Origin of the sequence: Aeromonas sp. 102P, assembly GCF_051920345.1 — a bacterium.
GTDB lineage: Bacteria > Pseudomonadota > Gammaproteobacteria > Enterobacterales > Aeromonadaceae > Aeromonas > Aeromonas veronii.
Map to the genome: position 1 here is coordinate 1,815,058 of NZ_JBQBCZ010000001.1, position 23,572 is coordinate 1,838,629.

22 protein-coding genes, 2 pseudogenes and 1 riboswitch are annotated in these 23,572 nt (G+C 60.7%); of the genes and pseudogenes, 18 read left to right on the top strand and 6 right to left on the bottom strand.

Annotation, left to right across the window (positions count from 1 at the left end):
* The first annotated feature begins 1 nt into the window (after position 1).
* A pseudogene (locus tag ACTG1K_RS08740) lies at positions 2 to 1,569 on the top strand (ATP-binding protein).
* Positions 1,570 to 1,572: 3 nt separating this feature from the next.
* A complete protein-coding gene (locus tag ACTG1K_RS08745; protein ID WP_111805413.1) occupies positions 1,573 to 2,268 on the top strand; it encodes a response regulator in 696 nt (231 codons plus the stop codon).
* A 76-nt stretch (positions 2,269 to 2,344) separates the two neighbouring features.
* On the opposite strand, the gene ACTG1K_RS08750 is transcribed toward ACTG1K_RS08745, so the two are convergent.
* Complete coding sequence (locus ACTG1K_RS08750) at positions 2,345 to 3,244, bottom strand: DMT family transporter (RefSeq protein WP_440005106.1); 900 nt, start codon at positions 3,242 to 3,244, stop codon at positions 2,345 to 2,347.
* Between the two features lie 233 nt (positions 3,245 to 3,477).
* On the opposite strand from ACTG1K_RS08750, the gene ACTG1K_RS08755 reads away from it, so the two are divergent.
* From ACTG1K_RS08755 to ACTG1K_RS08810, 12 genes are all read left to right on the top strand, one after another.
* Positions 3,478 to 4,296, top strand: a complete 819-nt coding sequence (locus ACTG1K_RS08755; protein ID WP_440005107.1) for an AraC family transcriptional regulator — start codon at positions 3,478 to 3,480, stop codon at positions 4,294 to 4,296.
* 133 nt (positions 4,297 to 4,429) lie between these two features.
* Positions 4,430 to 5,710, top strand: coding sequence for a GGDEF domain-containing protein (locus ACTG1K_RS08760; RefSeq protein WP_440005108.1), 1,281 nt, complete (start codon positions 4,430 to 4,432; stop codon positions 5,708 to 5,710).
* Between the two features lie 63 nt (positions 5,711 to 5,773).
* Positions 5,774 to 6,184, top strand: coding sequence for a VOC family protein (locus tag ACTG1K_RS08765; protein WP_440005109.1), 411 nt, complete (start codon positions 5,774 to 5,776; stop codon positions 6,182 to 6,184).
* Between the two features lie 101 nt (positions 6,185 to 6,285).
* A complete protein-coding gene (phoB, locus tag ACTG1K_RS08770; protein ID WP_005338414.1) occupies positions 6,286 to 6,975 on the top strand; it encodes a phosphate regulon transcriptional regulator PhoB in 690 nt (229 codons plus the stop codon).
* A gap of 8 nt (positions 6,976 to 6,983) precedes the next feature.
* A complete protein-coding gene (gene phoR, locus ACTG1K_RS08775; protein WP_100646531.1) occupies positions 6,984 to 8,279 on the top strand; it encodes a phosphate regulon sensor histidine kinase PhoR in 1,296 nt (431 codons plus the stop codon).
* A gap of 178 nt (positions 8,280 to 8,457) precedes the next feature.
* The gene (locus ACTG1K_RS08780; protein WP_005338411.1) at positions 8,458 to 9,432 is read left to right on the top strand and encodes a PstS family phosphate ABC transporter substrate-binding protein; all 975 of its coding nucleotides are present in this window, start codon (positions 8,458 to 8,460) and stop codon (positions 9,430 to 9,432) included.
* Positions 9,433 to 9,613: 181 nt separating this feature from the next.
* Positions 9,614 to 10,420: a M48 family metallopeptidase gene (locus ACTG1K_RS08785; RefSeq protein ID WP_005338409.1), complete on the top strand. Its 807-nt coding sequence runs from the start codon at positions 9,614 to 9,616 to the stop codon at positions 10,418 to 10,420.
* Positions 10,408 to 10,914 (top strand): GNAT family N-acetyltransferase, encoded by a 507-nt coding sequence (locus ACTG1K_RS08790; protein WP_005338408.1) that lies wholly within the window; start codon positions 10,408 to 10,410, stop codon positions 10,912 to 10,914. The genes ACTG1K_RS08785 and ACTG1K_RS08790 overlap by 13 nt, the downstream gene beginning before the upstream one ends.
* Before the next feature lie 107 nt (positions 10,915 to 11,021).
* The gene (locus ACTG1K_RS08795) at positions 11,022 to 11,924 is read left to right on the top strand and encodes an ROK family protein (RefSeq protein WP_440005110.1); all 903 of its coding nucleotides are present in this window, start codon (positions 11,022 to 11,024) and stop codon (positions 11,922 to 11,924) included.
* Positions 11,925 to 11,965: 41 nt separating this feature from the next.
* The gene (locus tag ACTG1K_RS08800) at positions 11,966 to 12,691 is read left to right on the top strand and encodes a copper homeostasis protein CutC (protein ID WP_088869895.1); all 726 of its coding nucleotides are present in this window, start codon (positions 11,966 to 11,968) and stop codon (positions 12,689 to 12,691) included.
* A 150-nt stretch (positions 12,692 to 12,841) separates the two neighbouring features.
* The gene (locus tag ACTG1K_RS08805) at positions 12,842 to 13,453 is read left to right on the top strand and encodes an FKBP-type peptidyl-prolyl cis-trans isomerase (RefSeq protein ID WP_440005111.1); all 612 of its coding nucleotides are present in this window, start codon (positions 12,842 to 12,844) and stop codon (positions 13,451 to 13,453) included.
* Positions 13,454 to 13,641: 188 nt separating this feature from the next.
* A complete protein-coding gene (locus ACTG1K_RS08810) occupies positions 13,642 to 13,956 on the top strand; it encodes a DUF2845 domain-containing protein (protein WP_005338404.1) in 315 nt (104 codons plus the stop codon).
* A 52-nt stretch (positions 13,957 to 14,008) separates the two neighbouring features.
* On the opposite strand, the gene ACTG1K_RS08815 is transcribed toward ACTG1K_RS08810, so the two are convergent.
* Positions 14,009 to 14,227 (bottom strand): DUF1107 family protein, encoded by a 219-nt coding sequence (locus ACTG1K_RS08815; RefSeq protein WP_005338403.1) that lies wholly within the window; start codon positions 14,225 to 14,227, stop codon positions 14,009 to 14,011.
* A gap of 203 nt (positions 14,228 to 14,430) precedes the next feature.
* Here ACTG1K_RS08815 and yfcD point away from each other — a divergent pair, with 203 nt between their 5' ends.
* Complete coding sequence (gene yfcD, locus ACTG1K_RS08820) at positions 14,431 to 14,913, top strand: NUDIX hydrolase YfcD (protein ID WP_236368015.1); 483 nt, start codon at positions 14,431 to 14,433, stop codon at positions 14,911 to 14,913.
* 83 nt (positions 14,914 to 14,996) lie between these two features.
* Here yfcD and ACTG1K_RS08825 read toward each other — a convergent pair whose 3' ends face one another.
* A complete protein-coding gene (locus tag ACTG1K_RS08825; RefSeq protein ID WP_058056707.1) occupies positions 14,997 to 15,923 on the bottom strand; it encodes a phenylacetate--CoA ligase family protein in 927 nt (308 codons plus the stop codon).
* A gap of 155 nt (positions 15,924 to 16,078) precedes the next feature.
* On the opposite strand from ACTG1K_RS08825, the gene ACTG1K_RS08830 reads away from it, so the two are divergent.
* Together ACTG1K_RS08830 and ACTG1K_RS08835 are read left to right on the top strand one after the other, a co-directional pair.
* Complete coding sequence (locus ACTG1K_RS08830) at positions 16,079 to 16,552, top strand: peroxiredoxin (protein ID WP_440005112.1); 474 nt, start codon at positions 16,079 to 16,081, stop codon at positions 16,550 to 16,552.
* A gap of 126 nt (positions 16,553 to 16,678) precedes the next feature.
* Positions 16,679 to 17,646, top strand: a pseudogene (locus ACTG1K_RS08835) (calcium/sodium antiporter).
* An 87-nt stretch (positions 17,647 to 17,733) separates the two neighbouring features.
* Here ACTG1K_RS08835 and ACTG1K_RS08840 read toward each other — a convergent pair.
* A complete protein-coding gene (locus ACTG1K_RS08840) occupies positions 17,734 to 18,900 on the bottom strand; it encodes a type III PLP-dependent enzyme (RefSeq protein ID WP_043818871.1) in 1,167 nt (388 codons plus the stop codon).
* A 507-nt stretch (positions 18,901 to 19,407) separates the two neighbouring features.
* Positions 19,408 to 19,523: riboswitch (glycine riboswitch) on the top strand.
* A gap of 107 nt (positions 19,524 to 19,630) precedes the next feature.
* On the opposite strand from ACTG1K_RS08840, the gene ACTG1K_RS08845 reads away from it, so the two are divergent.
* Positions 19,631 to 21,007, top strand: a complete 1,377-nt coding sequence (locus ACTG1K_RS08845) for an alanine/glycine:cation symporter family protein (RefSeq protein ID WP_005338391.1) — start codon at positions 19,631 to 19,633, stop codon at positions 21,005 to 21,007.
* Between the two features lie 114 nt (positions 21,008 to 21,121).
* On the opposite strand, the gene ACTG1K_RS08850 is transcribed toward ACTG1K_RS08845, so the two are convergent.
* Together ACTG1K_RS08850 and ACTG1K_RS08855 are read right to left on the bottom strand one after the other, a co-directional pair.
* Positions 21,122 to 21,838 (bottom strand): lipoyl protein ligase domain-containing protein, encoded by a 717-nt coding sequence (locus ACTG1K_RS08850; protein WP_139437383.1) that lies wholly within the window; start codon positions 21,836 to 21,838, stop codon positions 21,122 to 21,124.
* Positions 21,839 to 21,937: 99 nt separating this feature from the next.
* Complete coding sequence (locus tag ACTG1K_RS08855) at positions 21,938 to 23,335, bottom strand: nucleobase:cation symporter-2 family protein (protein ID WP_043818866.1); 1,398 nt, start codon at positions 23,333 to 23,335, stop codon at positions 21,938 to 21,940.
* Positions 23,336 to 23,572: the final 237 nt, after the last annotated feature.

The window sequence follows — 23,572 nt, forward strand, 5'->3', positions numbered from 1 at the left end:
CATGAAACTTCGCCACCAGTTGGTCACCCTTTCTCTCGGGCTCTCCCTGCTGCTGATCCTCATTCTGGGCAGCCTGCTGGCCCTCTTTATCCGTCATCTGTTGGAGAGCAATCTGCAGGATAAGGGAAGCGATCTGGCACGGGTCATGGCGGCGGATACCCGGGTGGTCGAAGCTCTGCGTCAGGGGAGTGATCCTACCCTGCGCGACTACGTGGAGGCGGTCTGCAACCGCACCGACGCAACATATATGGTGGTGACCGATGAGCATGGTCGCCGCCTCAGCCACCCCAACCCCGAGCTGGTGGGACAGAAGTTTCGCGGCGAGGATATCTGGCCCGCGCTGCAGGAGCGGCGCAGCTATTGCTCCAAGGATCGGGGTACCATGGGGCCGGCGATCCGCTGCTTCTCCCCGGTGGTGGGCGGGGATGGGCGCGTCATGGGGGCCGTGGTGGTGGGCTACCTGATGCAGCAGGTGGAGGGCATCTATATGGAGCGGGTGGCCCTGCTCATCTGCGCCATAGTAGCGGTGCTGGGGTGCGGCCTGCTGCTGGCACTCTGGGTACAATACCTGCTGCGCAAGACCCTGCTCGATCTGGAGCCGGAGGCGATCGTGCGCCGCTTCACCCTGCAGGATCTGGTGCTGGAGCACATCACCGAAGGGGTGATCGCCCTCGATGGCCGCGGCAATATCAATATGATCAACAGCACCGCCAGCTATCAGCTGCGGCTGCCGGTTACCGGGCGCCACGCCCTGCAGGGACAGTCGCTGGCGGAGCTGGTGCCGCCCCTTGCCCCCTGTCTGGAGCAGGAGGGGGGGAAGTGAGCTTCACCATTCAGGGGGAGTCCTTCGTCGGCCGCTGGCAGGCGGTGCAGGGCAAGGCGCCGGGGCGGCTGCTGATCTTCAGCCGTCCGGAGGTGGCCGCCAGTCTGGGGGTGCAGGTGACCCACCTGCGCCAGTATGCCGAGATGCTGCGGATGCAGAGCCACGAGTTCGCCAACAAGCTGAGCAGCCTCTCCGGCCTGTTGCAGCTGGGCCATGTGGATCAGGCGGTGGAGCTGATCCAGCAGGAGAACGAAGCGTGCCAGACCATGCTGCAGGAGCTGCTGCGGCTGATCGACAACAAGCCGGTGGCGGGGCTTATTCTCGGCAAGTTCAGCCGGGCCCGCGAGCTGGGGGTGACCCTGGAGCTCGATCCCGATTCGGCGCTGGCGGAGTATCCGGCCTCGGTCTCGGCCGATCTCATTACCCTCATTGGCAACCTGCTGGACAACGGTCTGCAGGCGGCCTGGCGCAATCGCCAGCAGCGGCCGCCCCGGGTGCTGCTGTCCCTGTGCGATGTGGGGCGGCGACTTGTGATCGAGGTGGAGGATAGCGGCGAGGGGGTCGATGAGGAGCTGGCCGATCACCTGTTCGATTACGGGGTGAGTCGCCAGAGCGGCGATCACGGAGTGGGTCTGTTCCTGGTCAAGGAGACCGTGGGTCGGCACGAGGGTGTGATAGAATGGCGGCGAACCGCCGAGCAGACCACCCTGTTTGGTATCTACTTGAATAAAAACCAATTAATGTGAGCCATGGACCCAATAATCACGCTTGTTATTGAAGATGACGATCGGATCGGTGCCATCTTGTCAGAACTGGTGGCGGCGACATCCGGTTTCTCCCTGCTGGGGCGGGCCGGCACCCTGGCCCAGGCCGATGCCATGATGGCCGGTGTGGTGCCCCAACTGCTGCTGGTGGATGTCTCCCTGCCCGATGGCTCCGGCCTTGAGTGGGTGAGCCGCCTGCGCAGCCACAACCGCGAAGCCTATGTCATCATGGTGACCGCCTCGCGGGATGTGGAGACCATCCAGCAGGCCCTCAATCTGGGGGTTCATGACTACGTCATCAAACCATTGCGGCTGTTTCGCATCCAGCAGAGTCTGGACGAGATCCTGCAACTGCACAGCCGTCTGTGCGAGCGGGGTCGGCTGGAGCAGGAAGATCTCGATAAGTTGCTGGGCAAGGGGGGGCGCTCCCAGATCAAGGAGATGCGCGTCACTCCCAAGGGGATCGACAGCATCACCCTGCGTCAGGTGCTGGATCTGCTGGCGGGCGAGCCGGAGAACGTCTTCTCCACCGACACGGTGGCGCTGCGACTCTCCCTCAGCCGCACCACGGCGCGCCGCTATCTGGAGTATCTGGAGTCGGAAGATCGGGTGGATGTAGATCTCAACTACGGTCAGCGGGGGCGGCCGGAGCGGCGCTACCGCTGGCGCCGGGCCGGTTGAGATGCGCACTGGCGTGTATTGCAGAAACAACAAGGGAGCCATGGGCTCCCTTGTTGTTTCCGGACGATGTTGGTTCTCAGGCGGCTTCCCGTTCGGCTACCGGCACACGCCCCTTCAGCTGGGAGGCCATCACCCCGCCCAGGATCAGCCCGCCACCCAGCAGGTGATAGCCGTGGATTGGCTCGCCCAGGCCGACGACGGCGATCAGCGCCGTACAGAGCGGCATCAGGTTCATAAAGACCGAGGTGCGCTCTGCCCCCATGCAGGCGAGGCCGCGCATCCAGCAGTAAGCCGCCAGCAGGGAGGAGGCGAGCCCGGCGAAGAGCACCAGTCCCCACCCTTCGGCCGGCACTGCCATCGAGTCGGCGCTGAGGGCGAGTGGCACCAGCAACAGTACCGCCAGCAGGATCTGCATGTAGAGGTTTAGCCAGGGGCCAAACGGCAGGTGCCAGCGGCGGATCAAGAGGCCGTAAAGGGCGTAGCTGGCGGAGCCCAACAACATCATGCCATCCCCCGGGTTGATGCCGTTGTGGAGCAGGGCAAGCGGTTCGCCCTTGCCAAGCAGCCAGAGCACCCCGAACAGGGAGAGACTCATGCCGAACAGTGCCTGTTTGCCGGGACGCTGGCCGAAGAAGAGCGCCCCTTGCAGCAGGGTGAGCAGCGGAATGAGGGAGCCGATCACCCCCATATTGGTGGCCGAGGTGCAGTGGGCGGCGTAGTAGGCCAGACACTGATAGAGCACCATACCGAGCGCCGCCAGCACCAGCAGCTTGCCGAGCCAGGGGCGAACCTCACTGCGTCGCCGCCAAAGGGCGGGCAGGCAGAAAGGGGTCAGCGCCAGGGCGGCAATCACCCAGCGATAGAAGGAGATAGCCGCGGGGTCGAGCACGCTGGCAGCCGCCTTGGAAACCACGATATTGGTAGCCCAGATCAGCACCGCCATCAGCGGAAAGAGAAGAGGGGAAAAGATTCGCATCAGAGGCTCCTTATTAACAGGGGGCCAAGTCTACCCTTGTCTTTATATTATTAAGTAGCGTAAAACAGACAGATGACCCAGCAGAAAAGACAACTCTTTCTGATGTACCTTATTCCGGCCCACACGGGCTGCGTTTGCTCGCAACTGATGGCTGCTTTTGGCCTGTGCCGGAGACCGAGCCAACAGGGCGTTGCATCACGCCTGCTCCTATCTCTCGCTGACAAGGGGCGCTAATGGCCACTCACCAGTTTCAGCCGGTAGATGTCGTTCTGCCCGCTCCCAATCCGCTCTTTTTCAGTTACCAGCAGATGCTGGCCGACAGCGCGACCGTGCTGCACTCCCACCCCTGGGGCCAGCTCAACATGATCAGTCTGGGGATCATGGAGATAGAGCTGGGGGATCAGCGACTGGTGGCCCCTGCCGACTATCTTATCTGGGTGCCGGCGGATCTCGAGCACACCTCCTACAACGAGCAGACCCTCGACTACACCTCCATCTACGTCAGCCACGAGCTGGCGGCCAAGCTGCCGCCAGAGCCCAGATTGCTGCTGCTCACCCCGCTGATCCGCGCCCTGCTGAGCGACTTTTGCGAACGGCGGGTGAGCCATATGGCGGATGAGTGGGATCAGCGTCAGGCCGAGTTGCTGGTGGAGCGACTGGCGCGCACCCGCTGTCAGGAGAGCTACCTGCCGATGAGTCAGGACAAGCTGTTGGCTCCCATGCTGGCGGCGTTACACAGCGATCCTGCCGATCCCCGTACTCTGGCTCAGTGGGCCGGACAACTGCACACCACAGAGCGTACCCTGGCGCGGCGCTGCCTGCGGGAGCTGGGGATGAGCTTCGGTCAGTGGCGGGCGCGGTTGCGGCTGCTCAAGGCGCTGGCCTGGCTCAAGGGCGACATGCCCATTCAGGAGATCAGCTGGCGGCTCGGTTACGGCTCCACCTCGGCCTTTATCGCTATGTTCAACCGGGAGCTCGGCTGCTCCCCCCAGCGTTATCGCCAGCAATCGACAGTGCGGGTTGGCACTGCGCTTGAAAAACGTGACAGATAGCTGTGAACTCCTTGATAAGTGGCATGTTTCTTGTGATTCATGGGGTTATCATAGTGGCTTGTTATCGCGTGCTATCCGAGGCCACCGCCTGTTCCAGTTGCACGGGTATTCCTATTGATACGATGGGGTCAGCATGATCGCTTCCAGTTCCCGTTTTGCCGAGTTGCTGTTCTGGTATTTGCTGGCGCTGACTGGCTGCTCCATCCTGCTGTTCGAGTTTGGCCCCGAGCGGGTGCTTGATATCAAGGAGTGGCCGCTCTCGGTAAACGTGTTGAAGGCGGTGGATGCTGCACCGGGAGCGGTGAGTTACCATCCCTCGGCCGATGGTAATCCCGGCGTAAAGTGTGTACTGACTGCGAGCCCCGAGAGTTATCCCAGCTGTGGTCTGGTTCTCACCCTGACCGCGCGCGAAAAGGGTATCAATCTTGCTCGATTTAACACTCTCCATATCCGCTTGAGCGTGACGGGGGGCGAGGAGCAGGATTGGCGTTTCTACCTGCGCAACTACAATCCGCTTTTCGACAAGATGGATGACCCGTTGCAATCCAAATTCAACGAAATCATCTTTCGCCCTGCCGATTACGGCAAGGACCACGAGGTGCCTCTCGACGTGTTTACTCCGGCAACCTGGTGGATCAAGCGCTATAAGGTGCCGTTACAGTTGCAGGGGCCTGATCTGAGCCGGGTCTACGCCATCGAGATTGCTGCGGGGTCATATATGTCGCCGGGTGAGTATGGTGTGGTGATCGAGGAGCTGCAGTTTCATGGCAACTGGCTTGAGCCTACCCTTTTCTACCGGTTGATCCTGTTTGTCTGGTTCATCTATGGCTGTGCGGTCTTTCTGGTAAACCACCTCGCCATGAAGCAGCGTTTGTTGCATGCTCATCAGGCCAAGCTTGAGGTGGAGGTGCTGAACCGTACCCTGAGCGAAGAGAATCGCCGCACTCGTGAGGAGGCCTGTTATGATCCGCTGACCGGTGCTTTCAACCGGCTTGGTGGTGAGCGGCTGCTGGCCGATATCGCTGATCTGCCGTTTTCCTTCATCTATATCGACGTTGACCACTTCAAACAGATCAACGACATCCACGGTCACCCGGTGGGTGATGAGGTGCTCAAGCATCTGGTCAGCGAGATCCTGCGCCATTGTGATGCGCTCTGCCATTTGGTGCGCTGGGGCGGTGAGGAGTTCGTGCTGGTCTGCCTTCACTACGATGAGCTACGGGCCTGTGCGCTGGCTGAGCGGCTGCGCGCCACCCTGGAGGCTGATATCCACTGGCCGTCCGGGTTACGGGTGACCGCCTCGTTCGGAGTGGCCGAGCGGGCGGGTGAGTCGCCGGATCAGGTGCTCAAACGTGCCGACGAGGCGCTCTATCAAGCCAAGACGCAGGGTCGCAACCGGGTTGCGAGCCACTGACAGCGATGCGTCGAGATGCCGTGTGCTTTATTCCAATATCGCTTTCAACATGAGCAAGCAGTTATGACACAACACATAGGGGCGCTGACCCTGCTGGTGGCTGATTACGATCAGGCCATTCGCTTTTTTACCGAGGGTCTTGGCTTTGCGCTTTTGGAGGACACTCGGCTCGATGAACCGGGCAAACCGGGCAAGCGCTGGGTACGGGTTGCCCCCAAAGGCACCCCCGGTTCCGCGTTGCTGCTGGCACAAGCGGCCAATGCGCAGCAGCAGGCCGCCATCGGCCAGCAGGGCGGTGGCCGGGTATTTCTGTTCCTCGAGACCACTGATTTCTGGGGGGATTACCAGCGCATGCAGGCGTACGGTGTTCATTTTTGTGAACAGCCCCGCGATGAACCATATGGCATCGTGGTGGTGTTTGAGGATATCAGCGGCAACCGGTGGGACTTGTTGCAACGTACTGCTGCCAACTGAATCTGAAAACGTTTATCATCCCGCCTGTCATAAAGTCATAAAAGTGTCACAGAAAATTCTAATAATTGGCGCACCCATCTTCACAGAGGAGAGAGAAGGGAATGGCTAAGCGAATTCTGGTGGTCGAGGACGAAGCACCGATCCGCGAAATGCTCTGCTTCGTGTTGGAGCAGAAGGGATATGAGACGATTGAAGCGGAAGATTACGCCGATGGACTGGCGAAGGTGCGCGAACCCTACCCCGAACTCATCGTGCTCGACTGGATGATGCCGGGCGGCAGTGGCATCCAGTTTATCAAGCAGCTCAAGCAGGATGAGGTGACGCGCCAGATCCCGGTGGTGATGCTCACCGCTCGCGGTGAAGAGGAGGACAAGGTGCGTGGTCTGGAGGCCGGAGCCGACGACTACATCACCAAGCCGTTCTCGCCCAAGGAGCTGACCGCTCGCCTCCATGCGGTGATGCGCCGCGTGTCGCCCACCTCGGTAGACGAGGTGATCGAGGTGCAGGGGCTGAAACTCGATCCTGTCTCCCACCGGGTCAGTGCCGAAGAGAAGGCGCTCGACATGGGGCCGACCGAATTCAAGTTGCTTCACTTCTTCATGACTCACCCCGAGCGGGTCTACAGCCGTGAACAGCTGCTCAACAATGTCTGGGGTACCAATGTGTACGTCGAGGACAGAACCGTGGATGTGCATATTCGTCGCCTGCGCAAGGCGATTGAAGAGACAGGGCACGACAGATTGATCCAGACGGTGCGTGGAGCCGGATACCGCTTCTCAACCCGTCTCTAGAGGCAGTTATGTTGCAACCTTACGCCTGGCGGCGACAGTTGTGGCGAATGGCGTTTTTCTACGCCCCCTTCGCATTGGTTGGCTGGTTGATTGATCATCTTGCCCTCTGCCTGCTGGTGGCGGCCGTGTTGCATCTGGGCTGGCACTATCGCTTCCAGAAGCGGCTCTCTGACTGGCTGTGGCACGACCGCAGCCTGGTGCCCCCCAGCGGCAGTGGCAGCTGGGAGTACATCTTCAACGGTATCTACAAGCTGCAGCAGCGTCACCGAGCCCGGCGCCGCGAGCTGGCGGGGCTGATCCGCCGCTTCCGGGAGGGGGCCGAGGCGCTGCCCGATGCCGCCGTGGTGTTTCGCACCGATGGCAGCATCCTCTGGTGCAACCGGCTGGCGGAGCAACTGCTCGGTTTTCGCTGGCCGGAGGATGCTGGCCAGCATATCGGCAACCTCATTCGCAATCCTGCCTTTAACGCCTATCTGGGCAAGGGGGCATATGACGAGCCCCTCGAGATGCACTCCCCGGTCAACGAGGAGAAGTTTCTCGAGTTTCGCATCATGCCCTACGCCTCGGATCAGGCGATGCTGGTGGTGCGCGATGTCACCCGCTTGCGCAGTCTCGAGAAGACCCGCAAGCACTTCGTTTCCAACGTCTCCCACGAGCTGCGCACCCCGCTGACCGTGCTCAAGGGCTATCTGGAGATGACCGAGGAGCCGCCCCCGCCCGCCATGTGGGCCAAGGCGCATCGGGTGATGATGGAGCAGACCATCCGGATGGATAATCTGGTCAATCAGCTGCTCACCCTCTCCCGTATTGAGGCGGCCCCGACCGTGGATCTCTCCCATCTGGTGGACATGCCTGCCATGCTGGGGCTGCTTGAGCAGGAGGCGCGAGCGCTCTCGGGCGAACGGGCCCACCAGCTCGAATTTGTGGTGCAGCCCAATCTTCTGGTACGCGGGGATCAGGAGCAGCTGCGCAGTGCTGTCTCCAACCTGGTCTACAACGCCATTCACTACACCCCTGCGGGGCGAAAAATTACCGTGGAGTGGCGCAAGCAGGGGGCGATGGCGCTGTTTGCCGTGAGCGATGAAGGGGAGGGGATTGCCCCCGAGCATCTGGCGCGGCTGACCGAGCGGTTCTATCGGGTCGACAAGGCCCGCTCGCGCCACACCGGCGGCTCAGGCTTGGGCCTTGCCATCGTCAAGCATGCCCTCAGTCATCATGACTGCCAGCTCGATATCGAGAGCCGGGTCGGCCTTGGCAGCCGCTTCAGCTTTCTTATCCCGAGCCGCATGGTGGTGATTAAATAGTCTTTTATGGCAATGAGTTAGCTGCAAAAAGAGGGCCTTTGAACGGGCCCTCTTTTCATTTGTTCAAATCTGTCGCCATGTCATTAAAGTGTCACATTAAATCCATAAATTTGTCACTGCCAGGTCAGATACTGGCGCCGTCTTAAGAACGGACCTTCTGTAACTTTGGAGAGATTGGATGAAACTCAACAAACTGGCTGGTGTAATCGGATTCACCGCAGCAACCCTGTTTTCTGTCAGCGCCCTGGCTGCCGGTGTGGATAAAGACCTGCCGGATTACACACCGACCAGCGGCATTTCGGGCAACCTGTCCTCTGTCGGCTCGGACACCCTGGCCAACATGATGACCCTGTGGGCCGAAGAATTTAAGCGTTTGTACCCCAACGTCAACGTGCAGATCCAGGCCGCCGGTTCTTCTACCGCCCCGACTGCCCTGACCGAAGGTGTTGCCCAGTTCGGTCCGATGAGCCGTGCCATGAAGGCCGGTGAAGAGGAAGCATTCGAGAAGCGTTACGGCTACAAGCCGACTGCCATCCGCGTTGCAGTCGATGCCCTGGCGGTGTTCGTCAACAAGGACAACCCCATCAAGGGGCTGACCATGCCGCAGATCGACGCCATCTTCTCCAGCACCCTCAAGTGCGGCGAAGCCAAGGCTGCCACCAAGTGGTCTGATCTGGGTCTGGACGGCAACTGGTCCAGCAAGGATCTGCAACTGTTCGGTCGCAACTCCGTATCCGGTACCTACGGTTACTTCAAGGAGCACGCCCTGTGTAACGGCGACTTCAAGAGCGGCGTGAACGAGCAGCCGGGTTCTGCCTCCGTGGTGCAGTCTGTTTCTGCCTCCCTGAACGGCATCGGCTACTCCGGTATCGGTTATGTCACCTCCGGCGTGCGTGCAGTACCGCTCTCCAAAGATGGCAAGACCTTCATCGAAGCGACCTCCGATAACGCCATTACCGGCAAGTATCCGCTGTCACGCTTCCTGTACGTTTACGTGAACAAGCATCCGAACAAGCCGCTCTCCCCGATGGAGCAAGAGTTCGTCAAGATGATGCTCTCCAAAGCAGGCCAGAACATCGTTGCCAAAGATGGCTACGTGCCGGTACCGGCCAAGGTGGTTCAGGCTGACCTGAAAAAGCTGGGTATCATGTAACTGCCTGCAGTCAGCATGCCCTGATAAAACGAGCCCCAAGCGGGCTCGTTTTGTTTTTGTCGGCTGTCAGTTTTGTTAATAGCGCTGGATGGATATTTTTCCGCCAGCCGGGGGCTGGCTCCCTTGCTTAGCAGGGCGGCATTTCCGAGAATAGGGCAACGTTATGGCAAAGGATCCCTTCATGATTGCGTCCCTCACCAAGTTTGGCATGGTAGCCCTCTGTAGTTCCCTGCTGGTCGCCTGCGCCCAGTCGCCGACCGGCCGCAGCCAGATGCTGCTCTACTCTCCCCAGCAGATGAACCAGCTGGGCGCCGACTCCTTCGAGCAGATGAAGAAGCAGGAGAAGGTGAGCAAGGATGCCAAACTCAACGCCTATGTCTCCTGTGTCGCCAAGGCGGTGACCGCCCAGGTGCCGGCCAGCTATGGCATCACCAACTGGGAAGTGGTGGTGTTTGACTCCAAACAGGTCAACGCCTTCGCCCTGCCCGGCGGCAAGATCGGGGTCTACAGCGGCCTGCTCAAGGTGGCCAAGAATCAGGATCAGTTGGCGACCGTCATTGGTCACGAGCTGACTCACGTACTGGCCCAGCACTCCAACGAACGACTCTCGCGCAGCCAGCTGGCGGGGATCGGTCTGGCGGCTGCGGACATTGCCATGGGCACCAGCGAGTATCGCGGCGCCACCATGGCCGCCCTTGGCCTCGGGGTCGAGGTGGGGGTGATGTTGCCCTATGGCCGTACTCAGGAGAGCGAAGCGGATCGGCTGGGGCTTGAGCTGATGGCGCGCGCCGGGTTCAATCCGGCCGAGGCGATCCCCCTGTGGCAAAACATGAGTGCCGCCGCCGGTGGCAACACCCCGCCGCAACTGCTCTCCACCCACCCGAGTAACGAGAACCGGATCGCCGAGTTGCAGGCGCAACAGGCGCAAGTGCTGCCGCTCTATGAGCAGGCCCGCGCCAACGGTCTGGTGCCCCAATGCAAGGCATAAGCCTGCGCATGGCGCGCAGCGACGATGCCGCCGCCATGACGGTGATGCAGCGAGCCAGCTGGCTCGCTGCCTATGGCCAGGTGCTCGGTGCCGACCTGCTGGAGCAGCTGGACGTCACCGCCCATCTGCAGATCTGGCAGAGCCGTCTGGCCGAGCCGGGCCCAAGGCCCATGCTGCTTTGTCTCGATGAGGTGGTGATTGGCCTGCTCTATTGGCAACCACAGCAGGAAGCGGGACAGAGCCATGCCCTGATCCGCGCTTTTTACCTCCATCCCGACCACTGGCGACAAGGCTATGGCAAACGGCTGTGGCAGGCGGTGGCGATGCAGATGCGCCGCGCCGGTTGCCATAGCGTCAAATTGTGGCTGCTCGATGGCAACCACATCGGCGAGGGGTTCTACCTGCGCCGCGGCTTCGTCTTTGACGGCGAGGAGCGCACCCTGATAAGCCTCGGGCAGCCCTGCCTGCAGCGACAAATGAGCCGTTTGCTCTGATCACTCTCCCGTTTTTCGCCTTCGGTCACTTTATTTTTTTTGCGAATTAATACAATGTCCCCCCTGGACAGAGTTGGATAAACACGGGCTGACAAGGGAGTGCTGGCATGTATTACGGCTTTGATATCGGTGGCACCAAGATCGCCTTTGCGGTCTATGACGGTGCATTGAACCTCTGCCACGAGGAGCGCATGAGCACCCCGGGCAATGATTATGAGGGGCTGCAGCAGCTGATCCGCTCCCGGGTCGAGCAGGCGGATGCCCGCTTCGGCGCGCGGGGCTCGGTCGGCATTGGTTTCCCTGGTGTCATCAACAGCCAGGATCACAGCATAGTGGCGGCCAATCTGCCCTCCATCAATGGTCGCCATCTGGGCGCCGATCTGGCCGAGCTGCTGGAGCGTCCGGTCAAGGTGGATAACGACGCCAACTGCTTCCTCTGGTCCGAAGTGCATCAAGGGGCAGCCGACGGCGCAGGCAGTGCGCTCGGCGTCACCATCGGCACCGGCATCGGCGGCGCCGTCTATCTGGCGGGCAAGCTTATTCAGGGGCGCAACTGGCTGGCTGGCGAGATTGGTCATTACCCACTGCCCGCGACCATGCTGATGAAGTACCCCGAGTTGCCCCGTCCCCGTTGCGGTTGCGGCCGTCTGGTCTGTTTTGAAACCTATGCCTCCGGCACCGGTCTGGAGCGTCTCTATCACCATTTCCATGGCCAGCGCGCCACGGGTCACCAGATTGTGGGGCGCTTCGAGGCCCATGAACCCCATGCGGTCGAGACGGTCGACTGCTGGCTGGAGATCATGGCCGCCGGGCTTGCCGCCGCCATTTCGGTAATTGATCCCGAGGTAGTGGTATTGGGGGGCGGCCTGAGCGGCCTGCCCACCCTCTATGAACAGCTGCCGCTGCGTCTGCCCGGTCACTTGTTGCCCGGGGTCGCCCTGCCCGAGATCCGCCAGGCCCGCTTCGGCGGTGCAGGTGGTGTGCGTGGCGCAGCCTTGCTCAATCTATGAGATCAGATGTGGGGTCTGATCTCCCCGAAAAAGGAGTCCTCATGACCCGTCTTGAAATCTGTATCGACAACCTGGAATCCCTGTTTACTGCCCAGCAATCCGGGGCGGATCGCATCGAGCTCTGCTCTGCGCTGGGTCTGGGCGGCCTGACCCCCTCCTACGGTTTTATGCAGCAGGCAGCCCGCCACGCCACCGTGCCGGTTTATGCCATGATCCGCCCGCGTGCCGGGGATTTTTGCTTCAACGACGGCGAGTTCGAGATGATGCTGCAAGATATCGCGGCGGCACGCTCTGCCGGTTTGCAAGGGGTGGTGGTCGGTTTGCTGGATGAGGAGGGGCGGGTGCCTGCCGCCAAGCTCAAACAGCTGGTGGATGCAGCAGGCCCGTTGGGAGTCACCTTCCATCGCGCCATCGACCTCTCCTCCGACTGGCGCCTCGATCTGGAGACCATAGTCGCGGCCGGTTGCGAACGCATTCTGAGCTCGGGCCATGCGCCGACCGCGTTGGCTGGGTTGGAAACCCTGCAAGAGATGCAGCAGGCGCTGGCGGGGCGTGCCAGCCTGATGCCGGGGGCCGGGGTCAATGCCGACAATGTGCGTACCATCATCGAGTTCACCGGAGTGAGCGAAGTGCATATGTCCGGCATGGGCTGGCGCGGTGGCATGGTGCCGCACGGAGTGAATATGGGCACTTCGGATGATGGTCGGGTCAATATCACCGATGGCGCCAAGGTGGCTGCGGTCAGAGCCTTGCTGGATCGCGGTTAAGCAGATCGCCGCCGTTGGGCGGCGTTCATCCGCATCTTGTGTGAAGTTCCTCCCACTGACGGGGAAATCAGGGGCGCCCCCGGCAGCACCCCGGCCAAAAGTCTGATATTATCCCGCCTCTTTACTACATGGATCTGGAGCAACATCTCAATGTCCCAATACGACTCTATCGAACAGAAGGCCAGCTATGGCATCGGCCGCAACATGGGTGATCAGCTGGCGCAGCAAGCCTTCGCCGGTCTGGATATCCCGGCCCTGCAACAAGGTCTGGCAGATGCTCTGAATGGTCTGGAGTTCGCGGTCAGCCGTGACGATATCAATGATGCCTTCCAGGTGATCACTGCGCGTATGCAAGAAGAGCAGGAAGCCGCCGCCAAGGCCGCCGCTGCTGACGGCGAAGCCTTCATGGCTGATAACGCCAAGCGCGCTGAAGTGAAGGTGACCGACTCCGGTCTGCAGTACGAAGTGCTGGTAGAAGGCAACGGTGCCGTTCCGGTAGCCGGTCAGTCCGTGCGTGTGCACTACCACGGTACCTTCACCCACGGTGGCGTATTCGACAGCTCCGTCGCTCGCGGCCAGCCGGCTGAATTCCCGGTGACCGGCGTGATCGCTGGCTGGGTTGAAGCGCTGCAGCTGATGCCGGTTGGTTCCAAGTGGAAGCTTTACATCCCCCACGATCTGGCCTACGGTGCCCGTGGTGCCGGTTCCATCCCGCCCTACTCTGCACTGGTATTTGAAGTCGAGCTGCTGGACATCCTGTGATCCTGCTGGCTTGATGCAAACGGCGACCCTCGGGTCGCCGTTTGTTTTTGGGTTATGTGATAGACAGCATTTGTCGCGACCAGCGGGCTGGAAAGGAGAAAAGGGCGGCTCTTTTGCGCTTTTTACTGGTTTTTTCAGAAACGGGAACAGGCATACTGCGACTCATTAAAGAGGATAAGGAGAACCCGATGAGCAAGAAGATGAAGAAAGTAGCGGGGCTGGCCCTGTTGCTGCTGAGCATTCCGGCCAGTGCTGATGCCATGCGCTGCAAGAACGCCCTGATCACCGAGGGAGACACCACCGCCGAGATGCTGCTTAAGTGCGGTGAGCCGATGTTGCGTGAAGAGCTCAACCGCAACGAGGAGAACCAGTTTGGCAACATGGTGCAGGTCAAATATGGTGAACGCTGGACCTACAACTTCGGCAAGAACGAGTTCATGCGCTTTGTGACGGTGCGCAACGGCATCATTACCGATATCGAAAACGGCCCGCGCGGCCAGTAGCCGGCGGGCAAAGCATGGATGCACAACAGACAGTAGGGCAAGACCCTTTGACTCACATGTCCGGCAAGGGGTCGCGGTGACCAAGTTGTCTGACAGCCAGATTGATCTGGCGAGCCAGTCTTAGCCGCTGGCGGCAGGTCAGGCCATGGAGGCTGATCCTGCCCGCGTTGAATTCAAATGTCCCCAGCGACTCGATGGCAAAATAGCCTCGATGAAAGCTCTTGATGTAGCGAGCGATCTGCCGTGGGGATAACTGCTTGAATACCTTCATCACACGGTTCCCTGATTGCCTGGACAGGGCACACTATGGTGTCGGTCGATGACACTGATATGACGGTTTATAAAGATTTGTATGAATCCTTATTTTGCCAGTGAGTTCGGCAAATTGACGGCGTCATCGAAAAAGTTGTGCCATGACAAACCACCGCACCGATATACTGCGGGCTTGAATGGAACAAATAAAAGGGCCTGTGCGTGGAATGGGTTGATGTGGTGGACGAGGATAACCGGGTGATTGGCGTGGCCGAGCGAGCCAAGGTGCGGCGGGAGAATCTCTGCCATCGTGCCAGCTATATTCTGGTGCTCGACGACGCGGATCGGATCCTGGTGCAGCGGCGCACCCTCAGCAAGGATTTCTGCCCCGGCATGCTGGATGCCTGCGCCGGTGGCGTGGTCACCACCGGTGAGGAGATGGAGCTCTCCGCCCGCCGCGAGCTGGCCGAAGAGCTGGGGATTATGGATGTTCCCCTGCAGGGCTTTGGCAGCTTTTATGCGGAAGGGGAGGGCTACCGGGTCTGGGGTGGCCTCTTCAGTTGCCGTTATCAGGGGCCGCTGCAGTTGCAGGCCGAAGAGGTGAGCGCGGTGCACTGGATGAGCCTGGCCGAGATCGCCGAGCGTGCCAGCGAATTTACCCCCGACTCCCTGCTCGCCATCGCCACCTGGCAGGCGAGGCGCTGACCAACTTCATATATCCTCTTCTCCAGAGACAAGACGGGCAGCCTGATGGCTGCCCGTCTGCCTTTGTGCATTTAGTTGGTCTGCTACACCAGCTTGAGGCGTCGGTTGGTGCGCCCGCAAGCGCTCGGCTTGGCGAGCCAGTGCCCTTGCCAGTCGGTGGCTAGCCGCAGCAATGGATACTCCAGATCGAGCCGGGTCACCACCAGCTGGCCGGTCTCGTCGCCACTCACGGGATTGCCGCTGGCGGGATCGATGATTTCGACGATGCAGCTCTCGTTGACGATAAAGCCCTGACCGGGCTGACTCTCGTAGGCCACCACCCCCACATCCTGCCACACCAGACAGTTGAGGGCCGCAATGCCGTGAATGGCGCGCAGTGGTGCCGTTTCGGGATGGGTGGCTTCGCACAGTAGGGCACGGCGCAGCGAGTCGCTCGGGATCTCCGCCGCTTCGGCCGCTTCCAGCAGGTCGAGCAGGGTCACCAGCGGGCCTACATAGCCGGTGGGTTGATAGCGCAGTAGTGCCTCCAGCTGGCGCTGGGTATCGTGGGGGCCGCAGGGTACCACTGGAGCCCCCAGTTGGCGGGCGCCGTTATCGAAGATAAAGGCGGTGGGGCCGGCGTGATAGTCGTGGCCGTTGAGCATCACTTCCCCCGCCTTGAAACCGGCGGCAAACAGCGCCCGGGCGGCGCCCCACCAGTCTGCCCCCGCATATTCGGGGATGGCCAGCTGGCCCGGACAGGAGAAGACCCGCAGCGCCTGACTGGCCGGACGGCCGGTGAGACCGGCAAAGGGGGGATGAGCCTGCTGAGCGGCAAAGAGCTCTTTGCTGTCGAGCAGTGGCAGGGTGGCCAGCTCTGCCAGATCCTCGAGGCGGCACTGGCGATAGGCGCTGGAGTAACCGGCGCAATATTGACTGACATGGGTAAGCTGATGATTGAGCTGGTCCAGTTGCTGCTGTTCGCGCATGGCGGGGGGACGAATTTCCAGACCATCGTAATAGTGTTGCATGGGGCCTCCTGGCGCCGTGAAACCAGCTCAAGAGTAGTCTGCCCAAGGGGAAAATGCCTGCAGCTATCCATGGTCAGGCTCAGAGCCGCTGTTAGGCGGCCTCGTCACTCTGGGATAAACTGGCGACTTCCCATCACGACTCAGGACGAGAAATCATGATTGCTGTAGGACAACCGCTGCCTGCGGGCGAATTTACCTTTATCACCGCCGAGGGCAAGCAGCTGCGGGATGGCCAGACGCTGTTCGCCGGTAAAAAAGTGGTGCTGTTTGCGGTACCCGGCGCCTTTACTCCCACCTGCTCCAATGCTCATCTGCCTGGTTATGTGGTGTTGGCCGATCAGTTTATGGCCAAAGGGGTGGATGCCATCTGTTGTCTGTCGGTCAACGACGCTTTCGTGATGCGTGCCTGGCAGACGGCCCAGAATGCCGAGGCGATCACCATGCTGGCAGATGGCGATGGCAGCTGGACCCGGGCACTGGGCCTGGCCAAGGATACCGGCGCCTTTGGCGGCATCCGTGCCCAGCGCTTTGCGTTGATCGCCAACGATGGTGTGGTCGAGCAGCTGTTTGTGGAGGCGCCGGGCAAGTTCGAGGTCTCCGATGCCGCGAGCCTGCTGGCTGCACTGTGAAATGTTAATCACGGTTTGATTTCCCCTTGAAATGGGAGGTGGCACAGCTACACTGGCGCCACTTTCCCATGGTGCCTGCCCGTTTGGGCTGGCGCTTCGTTGCAGATAACAAGAGATGAAGATCCTATGACCCTGGCTTTTGTTGCCCTGATTGCCGGACTGGCGCTGCTGGTCTGGAGTGCAGACAAGTTTGTCGACGGTGCCGCTGCCACCGCCCGTTATGCGGGGATGCCGCCGCTGCTGATCGGCATGGTGATCATCGGTTTTGGTACCTCGGCCCCGGAGATGGTGGTCTCGGCGCTGGCGGCGTCCCAGGGCAATCCCGGGTTGGCGCTCGGCAATGCCTATGGCTCCAACATCACCAATATCGCGCTGATCCTGGGTCTGACGGCACTGATCAGCCCTATCGCGGTGGCCTCTCAGGTAGTGCGCAAGGAGATCCCGATCCTGCTCGGTATTACCCTGCTCTCCGGCGCCCTGCTGATTGATGGTCATCTGGGCCGGATGGATGCGGTCATTCTGGGGGCCGTCTTCATTGCCCTGATGGGGTGGTCCATCTGGGCTGGCATGAATGGCAAGGGAGATGCGCTGGATACCGAGACCGCCGAGGATATCGAGAGCGAGGGGATGTCCCTCAAGAGTGCCATCTTCTGGCTGGTGGTCGGGCTGGTGCTGCTGATTGGTGCTTCCCGTCTGCTGGTCTGGGGGCGGTGACCATCGCTCAGGCACTTGGTATCAGCGATCTGGTGATTGGTCTCACCATAGTCGCGGTGGGAACCTCCCTGCCGGAGCTGGCCTCGTCGCTGATCGCCATTCGCAAGAACGAGCATGATCTGGCCCTTGGCAACGTGCTCGGCTCCAACCTGTTCAACACCCTGGCGGTGGTGGGGATTGCGGCGGGCATCCACCCGCTCGATGTGGCGCCGGAGGTGCTCACCCGTGACTGGAGCATCATGATGGGGCTGACCCTGCTGCTGCTGGTGATGTGTCTGGGCCGCAAGGGGCAGGGCCGCATCAACCGGTTGGAGGGGGGCGTGCTGCTGACCTGCTTCGTCGCCTACACCGGCTGGCTGCTGACCAGTCAGTTTATCTGATAGGGGTTGGTGAAATGAGAGAGGGGGAAGCGCAAGCTTCCCCCTCTTGTCTTGCCCAGTGAACCTGTTGGCGAGCGAGCGGTGTGCTCAGGCTACTGCCACCAGCTTCTGCCCCTTCTGGCTGCTGTCCAGAATGAGGATGCTGGCCTTGGGGAAGAAGTTGAAGGTGGAGGCGGAGGCCCAAGTGTAGGCGCCCATCACCTTGCCAACCACCAGTTCGCCGATAGCCAGGTCCGGCAGCATGATGCCATCACGGATCACATCCACGCTGTCGCAGGTGGGGCCGGAGAGCACCGAATTGTGCTGCTCGCCACTGGCATAAGGCGTGCTCACCGGATAGGTGACGTGGTCATAGAGCTGGCCGTTGTAGCTGCCGTAGAGACCGTCATCCAGGTAGTACCAGATCTTGTCGCCACGGTGGGCCTTGCCCATCACGCTTGAAACCGAAGTCATGGCCGGCGCGCTGATAAAGCGGCCCGGTTCGGCAATCTTCTGCACGGTAGCGGGCAACTTGGCCAGCGCTTCGCGGATCGGGGCGCAGAAGCCGTCGATATCGAACTCGCCCCCTTCATAGTCGACCGGGAAACCGCCGCCGATATCCAGCACCCAGGGCTTGAGCCCGAGCGCCCAGGCCTGCTCCATGATCTCGCGGCAGGCGTCGATGGCCTGTACATGGCGACGGGCATGAGGTACCTGCGAGCCGACGTGGAACGACAGCCCCATCACCTTGATCCCCTTGGCGTGGGCCAGTTGCAACAGCGGCAGCGCCTGCTCCGGAGTGCAGCCGAACTTCTTGGAGAGATCGACCTTGGTCTCGGGGTTGGGGAAGCTGACCCGCAGCAGCAGTTTCACTTCGTCCTTGTAGGGAATGAACTTTTCCAGCTCCAGCGGGTTGTCATAGACAAACACGGTGCAGCCAAACTCCAGCGCGTAACGGATATCGCTGTCGCGCTTGATGGGATGGGTATGAATGCAACGCCCCGGGCGAACCCCCTGACTGCGCACCAGATCCACTTCGCCATTGGTGGCCAGATCGAAACAGGCCCCCTCTTCCTTCAAGACAGAGACCACCGCCTCATGGGGCAGGGGTTTGAGTGCATAGTGCAATCGTACATCGGGCAGGGCGGCGGCCAGGGCCCGATACTGTTTGCGGACGGCTGCCTTGTCGAGCAGCAGCAGGGGGGAGCCGAATTGTTCAACCAGCTGACGGTAATCTTGTGCGACCACATCTTTTGCAACCAGGGTCTCGTTCATTCTCTTTTGGTCATCCTTAGGGGGCGTGATATGCCCAAGCCATATGCGATTGAACCGGCGACGGCCGGGTCAGGCGAGCGGTCCGGTGGGACCAACCGAACACAGTGCATAAATTGATGGCAAAGTGCTTGGTTATGCAGCGGATTATCGGCTTATTGATTCTGTGTGCAAGCATTTTGATTGGATATGTCGGCAAGATTTTCTTGGCGAAACGAGAGGGATCACTGTTCTCTATCCGCCATTTTTCCCGTTTGGGCCACATTTGATCCGTGAGCGCCTAACTTGTTGATAGTTAACTAACATTTAACATTCTTGCTGCGGTTCTGGTGGTCACTAAAAAAATATAAATGGGGGCGGCCAAGTGCGAGACAGCTCACATTTTTTGGATTAACATGCCGACTTCCTAATCCAAACTAGTTCGGATGAAGGTAGCAGGAGAGCGATGGGCAACCATCCACCGAAGAAGTGAATCTTTCAGGTACCGGGCAACCGGTGTGGACTGCTACTGGACGATACTCTGGAGAGACCCGTTAAATCGGGCGCCGAAGGAGCAAGGCACCATGACTACCCGCAAGGGCAGGTTGGCGCCGGAAACTCTCAGGCAAAAGGACAGAGGGGATGGGATGGTTGTACCTGGGCTTGGCCCGCATCCGATCGCCTCTGGCCGATCGCGACACCTATGGGAAGATCATCCTTCTCCTCCTTAATTTCTGTTTCTTAAGGAGGATGCATGTCATCAATTCAATCGGCGTTAACCGCCATCGATAGCTTTATCTGGGGGCCACCCCTGCTGATCCTGCTGGTCGGGACCGGTATCTATCTCACCCTGCGTCTGGGTCTGCTTCAGGTGGTGCGCTTGCCGCTCGCTCTGCGGCTGGTCTTTGGTCGCGATCAGGGGCAGGGCAAGCAGGGGGATGTCTCCAGCTTCGGCGCCCTCTGTACCGCTCTCTCTGCCACCATCGGTACCGGCAACATCGTAGGGGTGGCTACCGCCATCAAGCTCGGCGGCCCCGGTGCCCTGTTCTGGATGTGGATGGCGGCGCTGTTCGGCATGGCCACCAAGTACGCCGAGTGTCTGCTGGCGGTCAAATACCGCGAGCAGGATGCCAACGGCCAGATGGCGGGTGGCCCCATGTACTATCTGGAGAAGGGGCTCGGCTCCAAGCCGCTGGCCAAGTTGTTTGCCCTGTTCGGCATCGGCGTGGCTTTCTTCGGGATCGGTACCTTCCCGCAGGTCAATGCCATCTCCGACGCCATGAGCCTCTCCTTCTCGGTGCCCCGTGAAGCGACCGCCGTGGTGCTGACCCTGATCGTGGCGCTGGTGACCCTGGGAGGGATCAAGTCCATCTCCAGCGTGTCGAGCAAGGTGGTGCCCTTCATGGCCATCTTCTACATCGTCGCCTGTCTGGGCGTGCTGGTGAACAACGCCAGCGCCCTGCCCGATGCCGTCATGCTGGTTATCGAGAGTGCCTTCACCGGCCATGCGGCGACCGGCGGCTTCGTCGGTGCCAGCATCATGCTGGCCATTCAGTCCGGGGTGGCGCGCGGGGTCTTCTCCAACGAGTCAGGTCTGGGCTCTGCACCCATCGCTGCGGCGGCGGCCAAGACCGATTCGTGCGTGGAGCAGGGGCTGGTCTCCATGACAGGTACCTTCATCGACACCATCATCATCTGCACCATGACCGGCCTGACCCTGGTGGTGACCGGCGTGTGGAGCGGCGACGCAAGCGGTGCGGCCATGACCAGTCTGGCCTTTGCCCAGGGGCTTGATGCCCATGTTGGCCAGTATCTGGTGAGCATTGGCCTGCTGTTCTTCGCCTTTACCACCATCCTTGGCTGGAACTACTACGGCGAGCGCTGCACCGAATACCTGTTCGGGGTGAAGGCGATCAAGCCCTATCGTCTGGTCTATCTGGCGCTGGTTGCGAGCGGTGCTTTCCTCCATCTGGACATGATTTGGCTCCTTGCCGATATCGTTAACGGCCTGATGGCGGTGCCCAACCTCATCGGCCTGATTGGCCTGCGCCATGTGGTGATCGCCGAGACCCGCGCCTACTTTAGCCGGGATCTGGATAGCGAAGCTGAACCGGAGCCGCAGACGGCCTGAGCGCCTCGGCCCGTTTCACGCTCCCCTTGAAAAGAACAAGCCACGACTCCGGTCGTGGCTTTTTTGTGCGCTGTGTCTATGGACGGGGACTTTCCCTCTCCCTTCGGGATAAGGTCAGGATGAGGGGGATAGCCCCTCGCTCAGCAGGCTATCCAGACGTGCTCGCACTTTCTCTACCAGTGCCTGATCGCTACCGCGCCAATCGATGCAGCTTGCCAGCGTGGTGGAGGTTCTCGCCATAAAACGCAGTTCGCCGCCCGCCAGCTCGTAGAAGCGGCTCGCCATTCTGGTTCCCTCATCCACATCACCCGCCACCAGCAGCATGGCTTGTGCCAGCACGGCGCCCTGGTGATCCTGCCCCGGCGCCAGCCAGCGCTGGGCAGTGCCGGTGATCTTGCGTCCTCCGATCACCAGATTGTACTGACCATCGCAAAAGGAGCCGGGCACGAAGTCATAGCTTCCCTCAAGGCCGTACTCCGCCAACAGGGTCAGCAGCGGCGCCCCCAGCAGCCGGTAGTAGTGGGCGAGATCTGCGGTGGTACGAGGCAGCAGCAGGGATAGGTTGAGGATCCCCGCCCCGTGGGGCACGGCGGTGCCGCCGCTGTCGCGCACATGTACCGGCCAGCCTTCAGCTGCAAGTTGCTGGCAGGCGGCTTCGTAATGGGGGAGGCGGGTATCTTTGCGAGTGACAATCAGGCATTGGGGCGCCTGCCAGAGGTGAGCGCGGGGCTGGCCGTCATGGGCACAGTCGCGCAGCCAGTGCTGCTCTTGCGCCAGTATCTGTGCGGGTGAAGCGGTATTGGAGAGGGGGGAGAGCAGGCGATAGGGCATGGCGGCATCCTCAAAAAAGGCTGCCCAGCACACTACCCGTGGCGACTGGCAAGGTAAAGCCCCGCAGTGCGGGGCTATTTGCTATCGGTAGGCTGTGTCTCAGGAGTGGCGCGCTTCGCGCTTGGGTAGCAACAGGTTGAGCACGATGGCGGTAATGCCACCGGTAGCGACACCGTAGGAGAGCACGCTCTTGGCCAGCTCCGGCAGGTGTTGCAGCACTTCCGGCACCTGCGCGACTCCCAGCCCCATGGCCAGCGACACCGCCAGGATCATCAGGGCGCGGCGATCCAGCTCCTCGCGGGCAATGATGCGCACGCCAGCGGCGGCGATGGTGCCGAACATCACGATAGTGGCACCCCCCAGCACGGGTTCCGGGATCTGCTGCACCAGACTGGCGACCGCCGGGAACAGGCCGAGCAGGGCCAGCATGGCGGCGATAAAGAGCCCGACGTGACGGCTGGCGACGCCGGTCAGCTGAATAACGCCGTTATTCTGGGCGAAGGTGGACATGGGGAAGGTGGAGAACACCGCTGCCAGCATGGAGTTGGCACCATCGGCCAGCACGCCGCCTTTGATCCGTTCCATATAGACAGGCCCTTCCAGTGGCTCGCCGGAGATATCCGAGGTGGCGGTCATGTCGCCGATCGCTTCGAGCGCCGTCACCACGAAGATGATGGCGAGCGGCACGAACAGCTGCCAGTCAAAGCCGAGGCCGTAGTGGAGCGGAATGGGCACCATCATCAGCGGGCCGTCGAAGGTGGGGGCGCTCACTTTACCCAGCAACAGCGCCACGGCATAGCCCGCCAGCATGGCGATCATGATGGCTGAGAGGCGCAGCCAGGGATTGCGACTGCGCTGCAGCAACACGATAAGGCCGAGTACCAGCAGGGAGAGGAAGAGGTTGGTGTGACTGGCGAAGCTGCCATCAGAGAGGGCTGCATAGCCGCCGCCCATGCTGATCAGGCCCACTTTGATCAGGGTCAGGCCGATCAGCAGCACCACTATGCCGGTCACCAGCGGGGTGATGATCCGTTTCACCAGATGGAGGAAGCGGCTCATCACCACTATGGTGAGTGCGGCAACCATCATGGTGCCAAACAATGTGCCCAACAGATCCTCGGTGGGCATGGCGGCCTGTTTGAGGGCGAGGCCTGAGGCGATGATGGGGCCGAGGAAGTTGAAGCTGGTGCCCTGTACCGAGAGCAGGCCGGAACCGATGGGGCCGAAGCGGCGGGTTTGAATGAAGGAGGCGATGCCGGACATGACCAGCGACATGGAGACGATATAACGGGTGTCGGCGGCAGGGAGGCCGAGGGCATTGGCGATAATCAGGGGCGGGGTAATGATGGCGACAAACATGGCGAGCATATGCTGCAGGGCGGCGAACAGCGTCTGGGGCAGAGGCGGGACATCCTCTATGCCATAGACCAGTTCGCTATGGGCTCGCCTGGGTGGATGTGCCTCTCGATTGGCGCGTGTGACAGCAGCCTGTTCCATAAGTACCTCGAATTGTGTGGGGAGGGGGAGAAAATTGGGCGCTATTGTAGTGATTGAAATGAGGCTGACCAGCGCTAATTATGCAAATAAAGGTTTATTTTTTGACGGGTTGAAACGTTTGCGCGCTGCGATTATCATCTGTCGGTTTGTGTGACCGACCTCTCCTTTTTATTCTCTCCGTTAATGACAATTTTACCACTTTGTAGGTGTAGAATGAGCCCTCAGTATTCATCGTGG

What these genes read in the sequence shown, in the direction of transcription:
- ACTG1K_RS08745 (WP_111805413.1), top strand. Translation starts at nt 1,573, where the DNA reads ATGGACCCAATAATCACGCTTGTTATTGAAGATGACGATCGGATCGGT.
- ACTG1K_RS08750 (WP_440005106.1), bottom strand. Translation starts at nt 3,244, where the DNA reads ATGCGAATCTTTTCCCCTCTTCTCTTTCCGCTGATGGCGGTGCTGATC.
- ACTG1K_RS08755 (WP_440005107.1), top strand. Translation starts at nt 3,478, where the DNA reads ATGGCCACTCACCAGTTTCAGCCGGTAGATGTCGTTCTGCCCGCTCCC.
- ACTG1K_RS08760 (WP_440005108.1), top strand. Translation starts at nt 4,430, where the DNA reads ATGATCGCTTCCAGTTCCCGTTTTGCCGAGTTGCTGTTCTGGTATTTG.
- ACTG1K_RS08765 (WP_440005109.1), top strand. Translation starts at nt 5,774, where the DNA reads ATGACACAACACATAGGGGCGCTGACCCTGCTGGTGGCTGATTACGAT.
- phoB (WP_005338414.1), top strand. Translation starts at nt 6,286, where the DNA reads ATGGCTAAGCGAATTCTGGTGGTCGAGGACGAAGCACCGATCCGCGAA.
- phoR (WP_100646531.1), top strand. Translation starts at nt 6,984, where the DNA reads ATGTTGCAACCTTACGCCTGGCGGCGACAGTTGTGGCGAATGGCGTTT.
- ACTG1K_RS08780 (WP_005338411.1), top strand. Translation starts at nt 8,458, where the DNA reads ATGAAACTCAACAAACTGGCTGGTGTAATCGGATTCACCGCAGCAACC.
- ACTG1K_RS08785 (WP_005338409.1), top strand. Translation starts at nt 9,614, where the DNA reads ATGATTGCGTCCCTCACCAAGTTTGGCATGGTAGCCCTCTGTAGTTCC.
- ACTG1K_RS08790 (WP_005338408.1), top strand. Translation starts at nt 10,408, where the DNA reads ATGCAAGGCATAAGCCTGCGCATGGCGCGCAGCGACGATGCCGCCGCC.
- ACTG1K_RS08795 (WP_440005110.1), top strand. Translation starts at nt 11,022, where the DNA reads ATGTATTACGGCTTTGATATCGGTGGCACCAAGATCGCCTTTGCGGTC.
- ACTG1K_RS08800 (WP_088869895.1), top strand. Translation starts at nt 11,966, where the DNA reads ATGACCCGTCTTGAAATCTGTATCGACAACCTGGAATCCCTGTTTACT.
- ACTG1K_RS08805 (WP_440005111.1), top strand. Translation starts at nt 12,842, where the DNA reads ATGTCCCAATACGACTCTATCGAACAGAAGGCCAGCTATGGCATCGGC.
- ACTG1K_RS08810 (WP_005338404.1), top strand. Translation starts at nt 13,642, where the DNA reads ATGAGCAAGAAGATGAAGAAAGTAGCGGGGCTGGCCCTGTTGCTGCTG.
- ACTG1K_RS08815 (WP_005338403.1), bottom strand. Translation starts at nt 14,227, where the DNA reads ATGAAGGTATTCAAGCAGTTATCCCCACGGCAGATCGCTCGCTACATC.
- ACTG1K_RS08825 (WP_058056707.1), bottom strand. Translation starts at nt 15,923, where the DNA reads ATGCAACACTATTACGATGGTCTGGAAATTCGTCCCCCCGCCATGCGC.
- ACTG1K_RS08830 (WP_440005112.1), top strand. Translation starts at nt 16,079, where the DNA reads ATGATTGCTGTAGGACAACCGCTGCCTGCGGGCGAATTTACCTTTATC.
- ACTG1K_RS08840 (WP_043818871.1), bottom strand. Translation starts at nt 18,900, where the DNA reads ATGAACGAGACCCTGGTTGCAAAAGATGTGGTCGCACAAGATTACCGT.
- ACTG1K_RS08845 (WP_005338391.1), top strand. Translation starts at nt 19,631, where the DNA reads ATGTCATCAATTCAATCGGCGTTAACCGCCATCGATAGCTTTATCTGG.
- ACTG1K_RS08850 (WP_139437383.1), bottom strand. Translation starts at nt 21,838, where the DNA reads ATGCCCTATCGCCTGCTCTCCCCCCTCTCCAATACCGCTTCACCCGCA.
- ACTG1K_RS08855 (WP_043818866.1), bottom strand. Translation starts at nt 23,335, where the DNA reads ATGGAACAGGCTGCTGTCACACGCGCCAATCGAGAGGCACATCCACCC.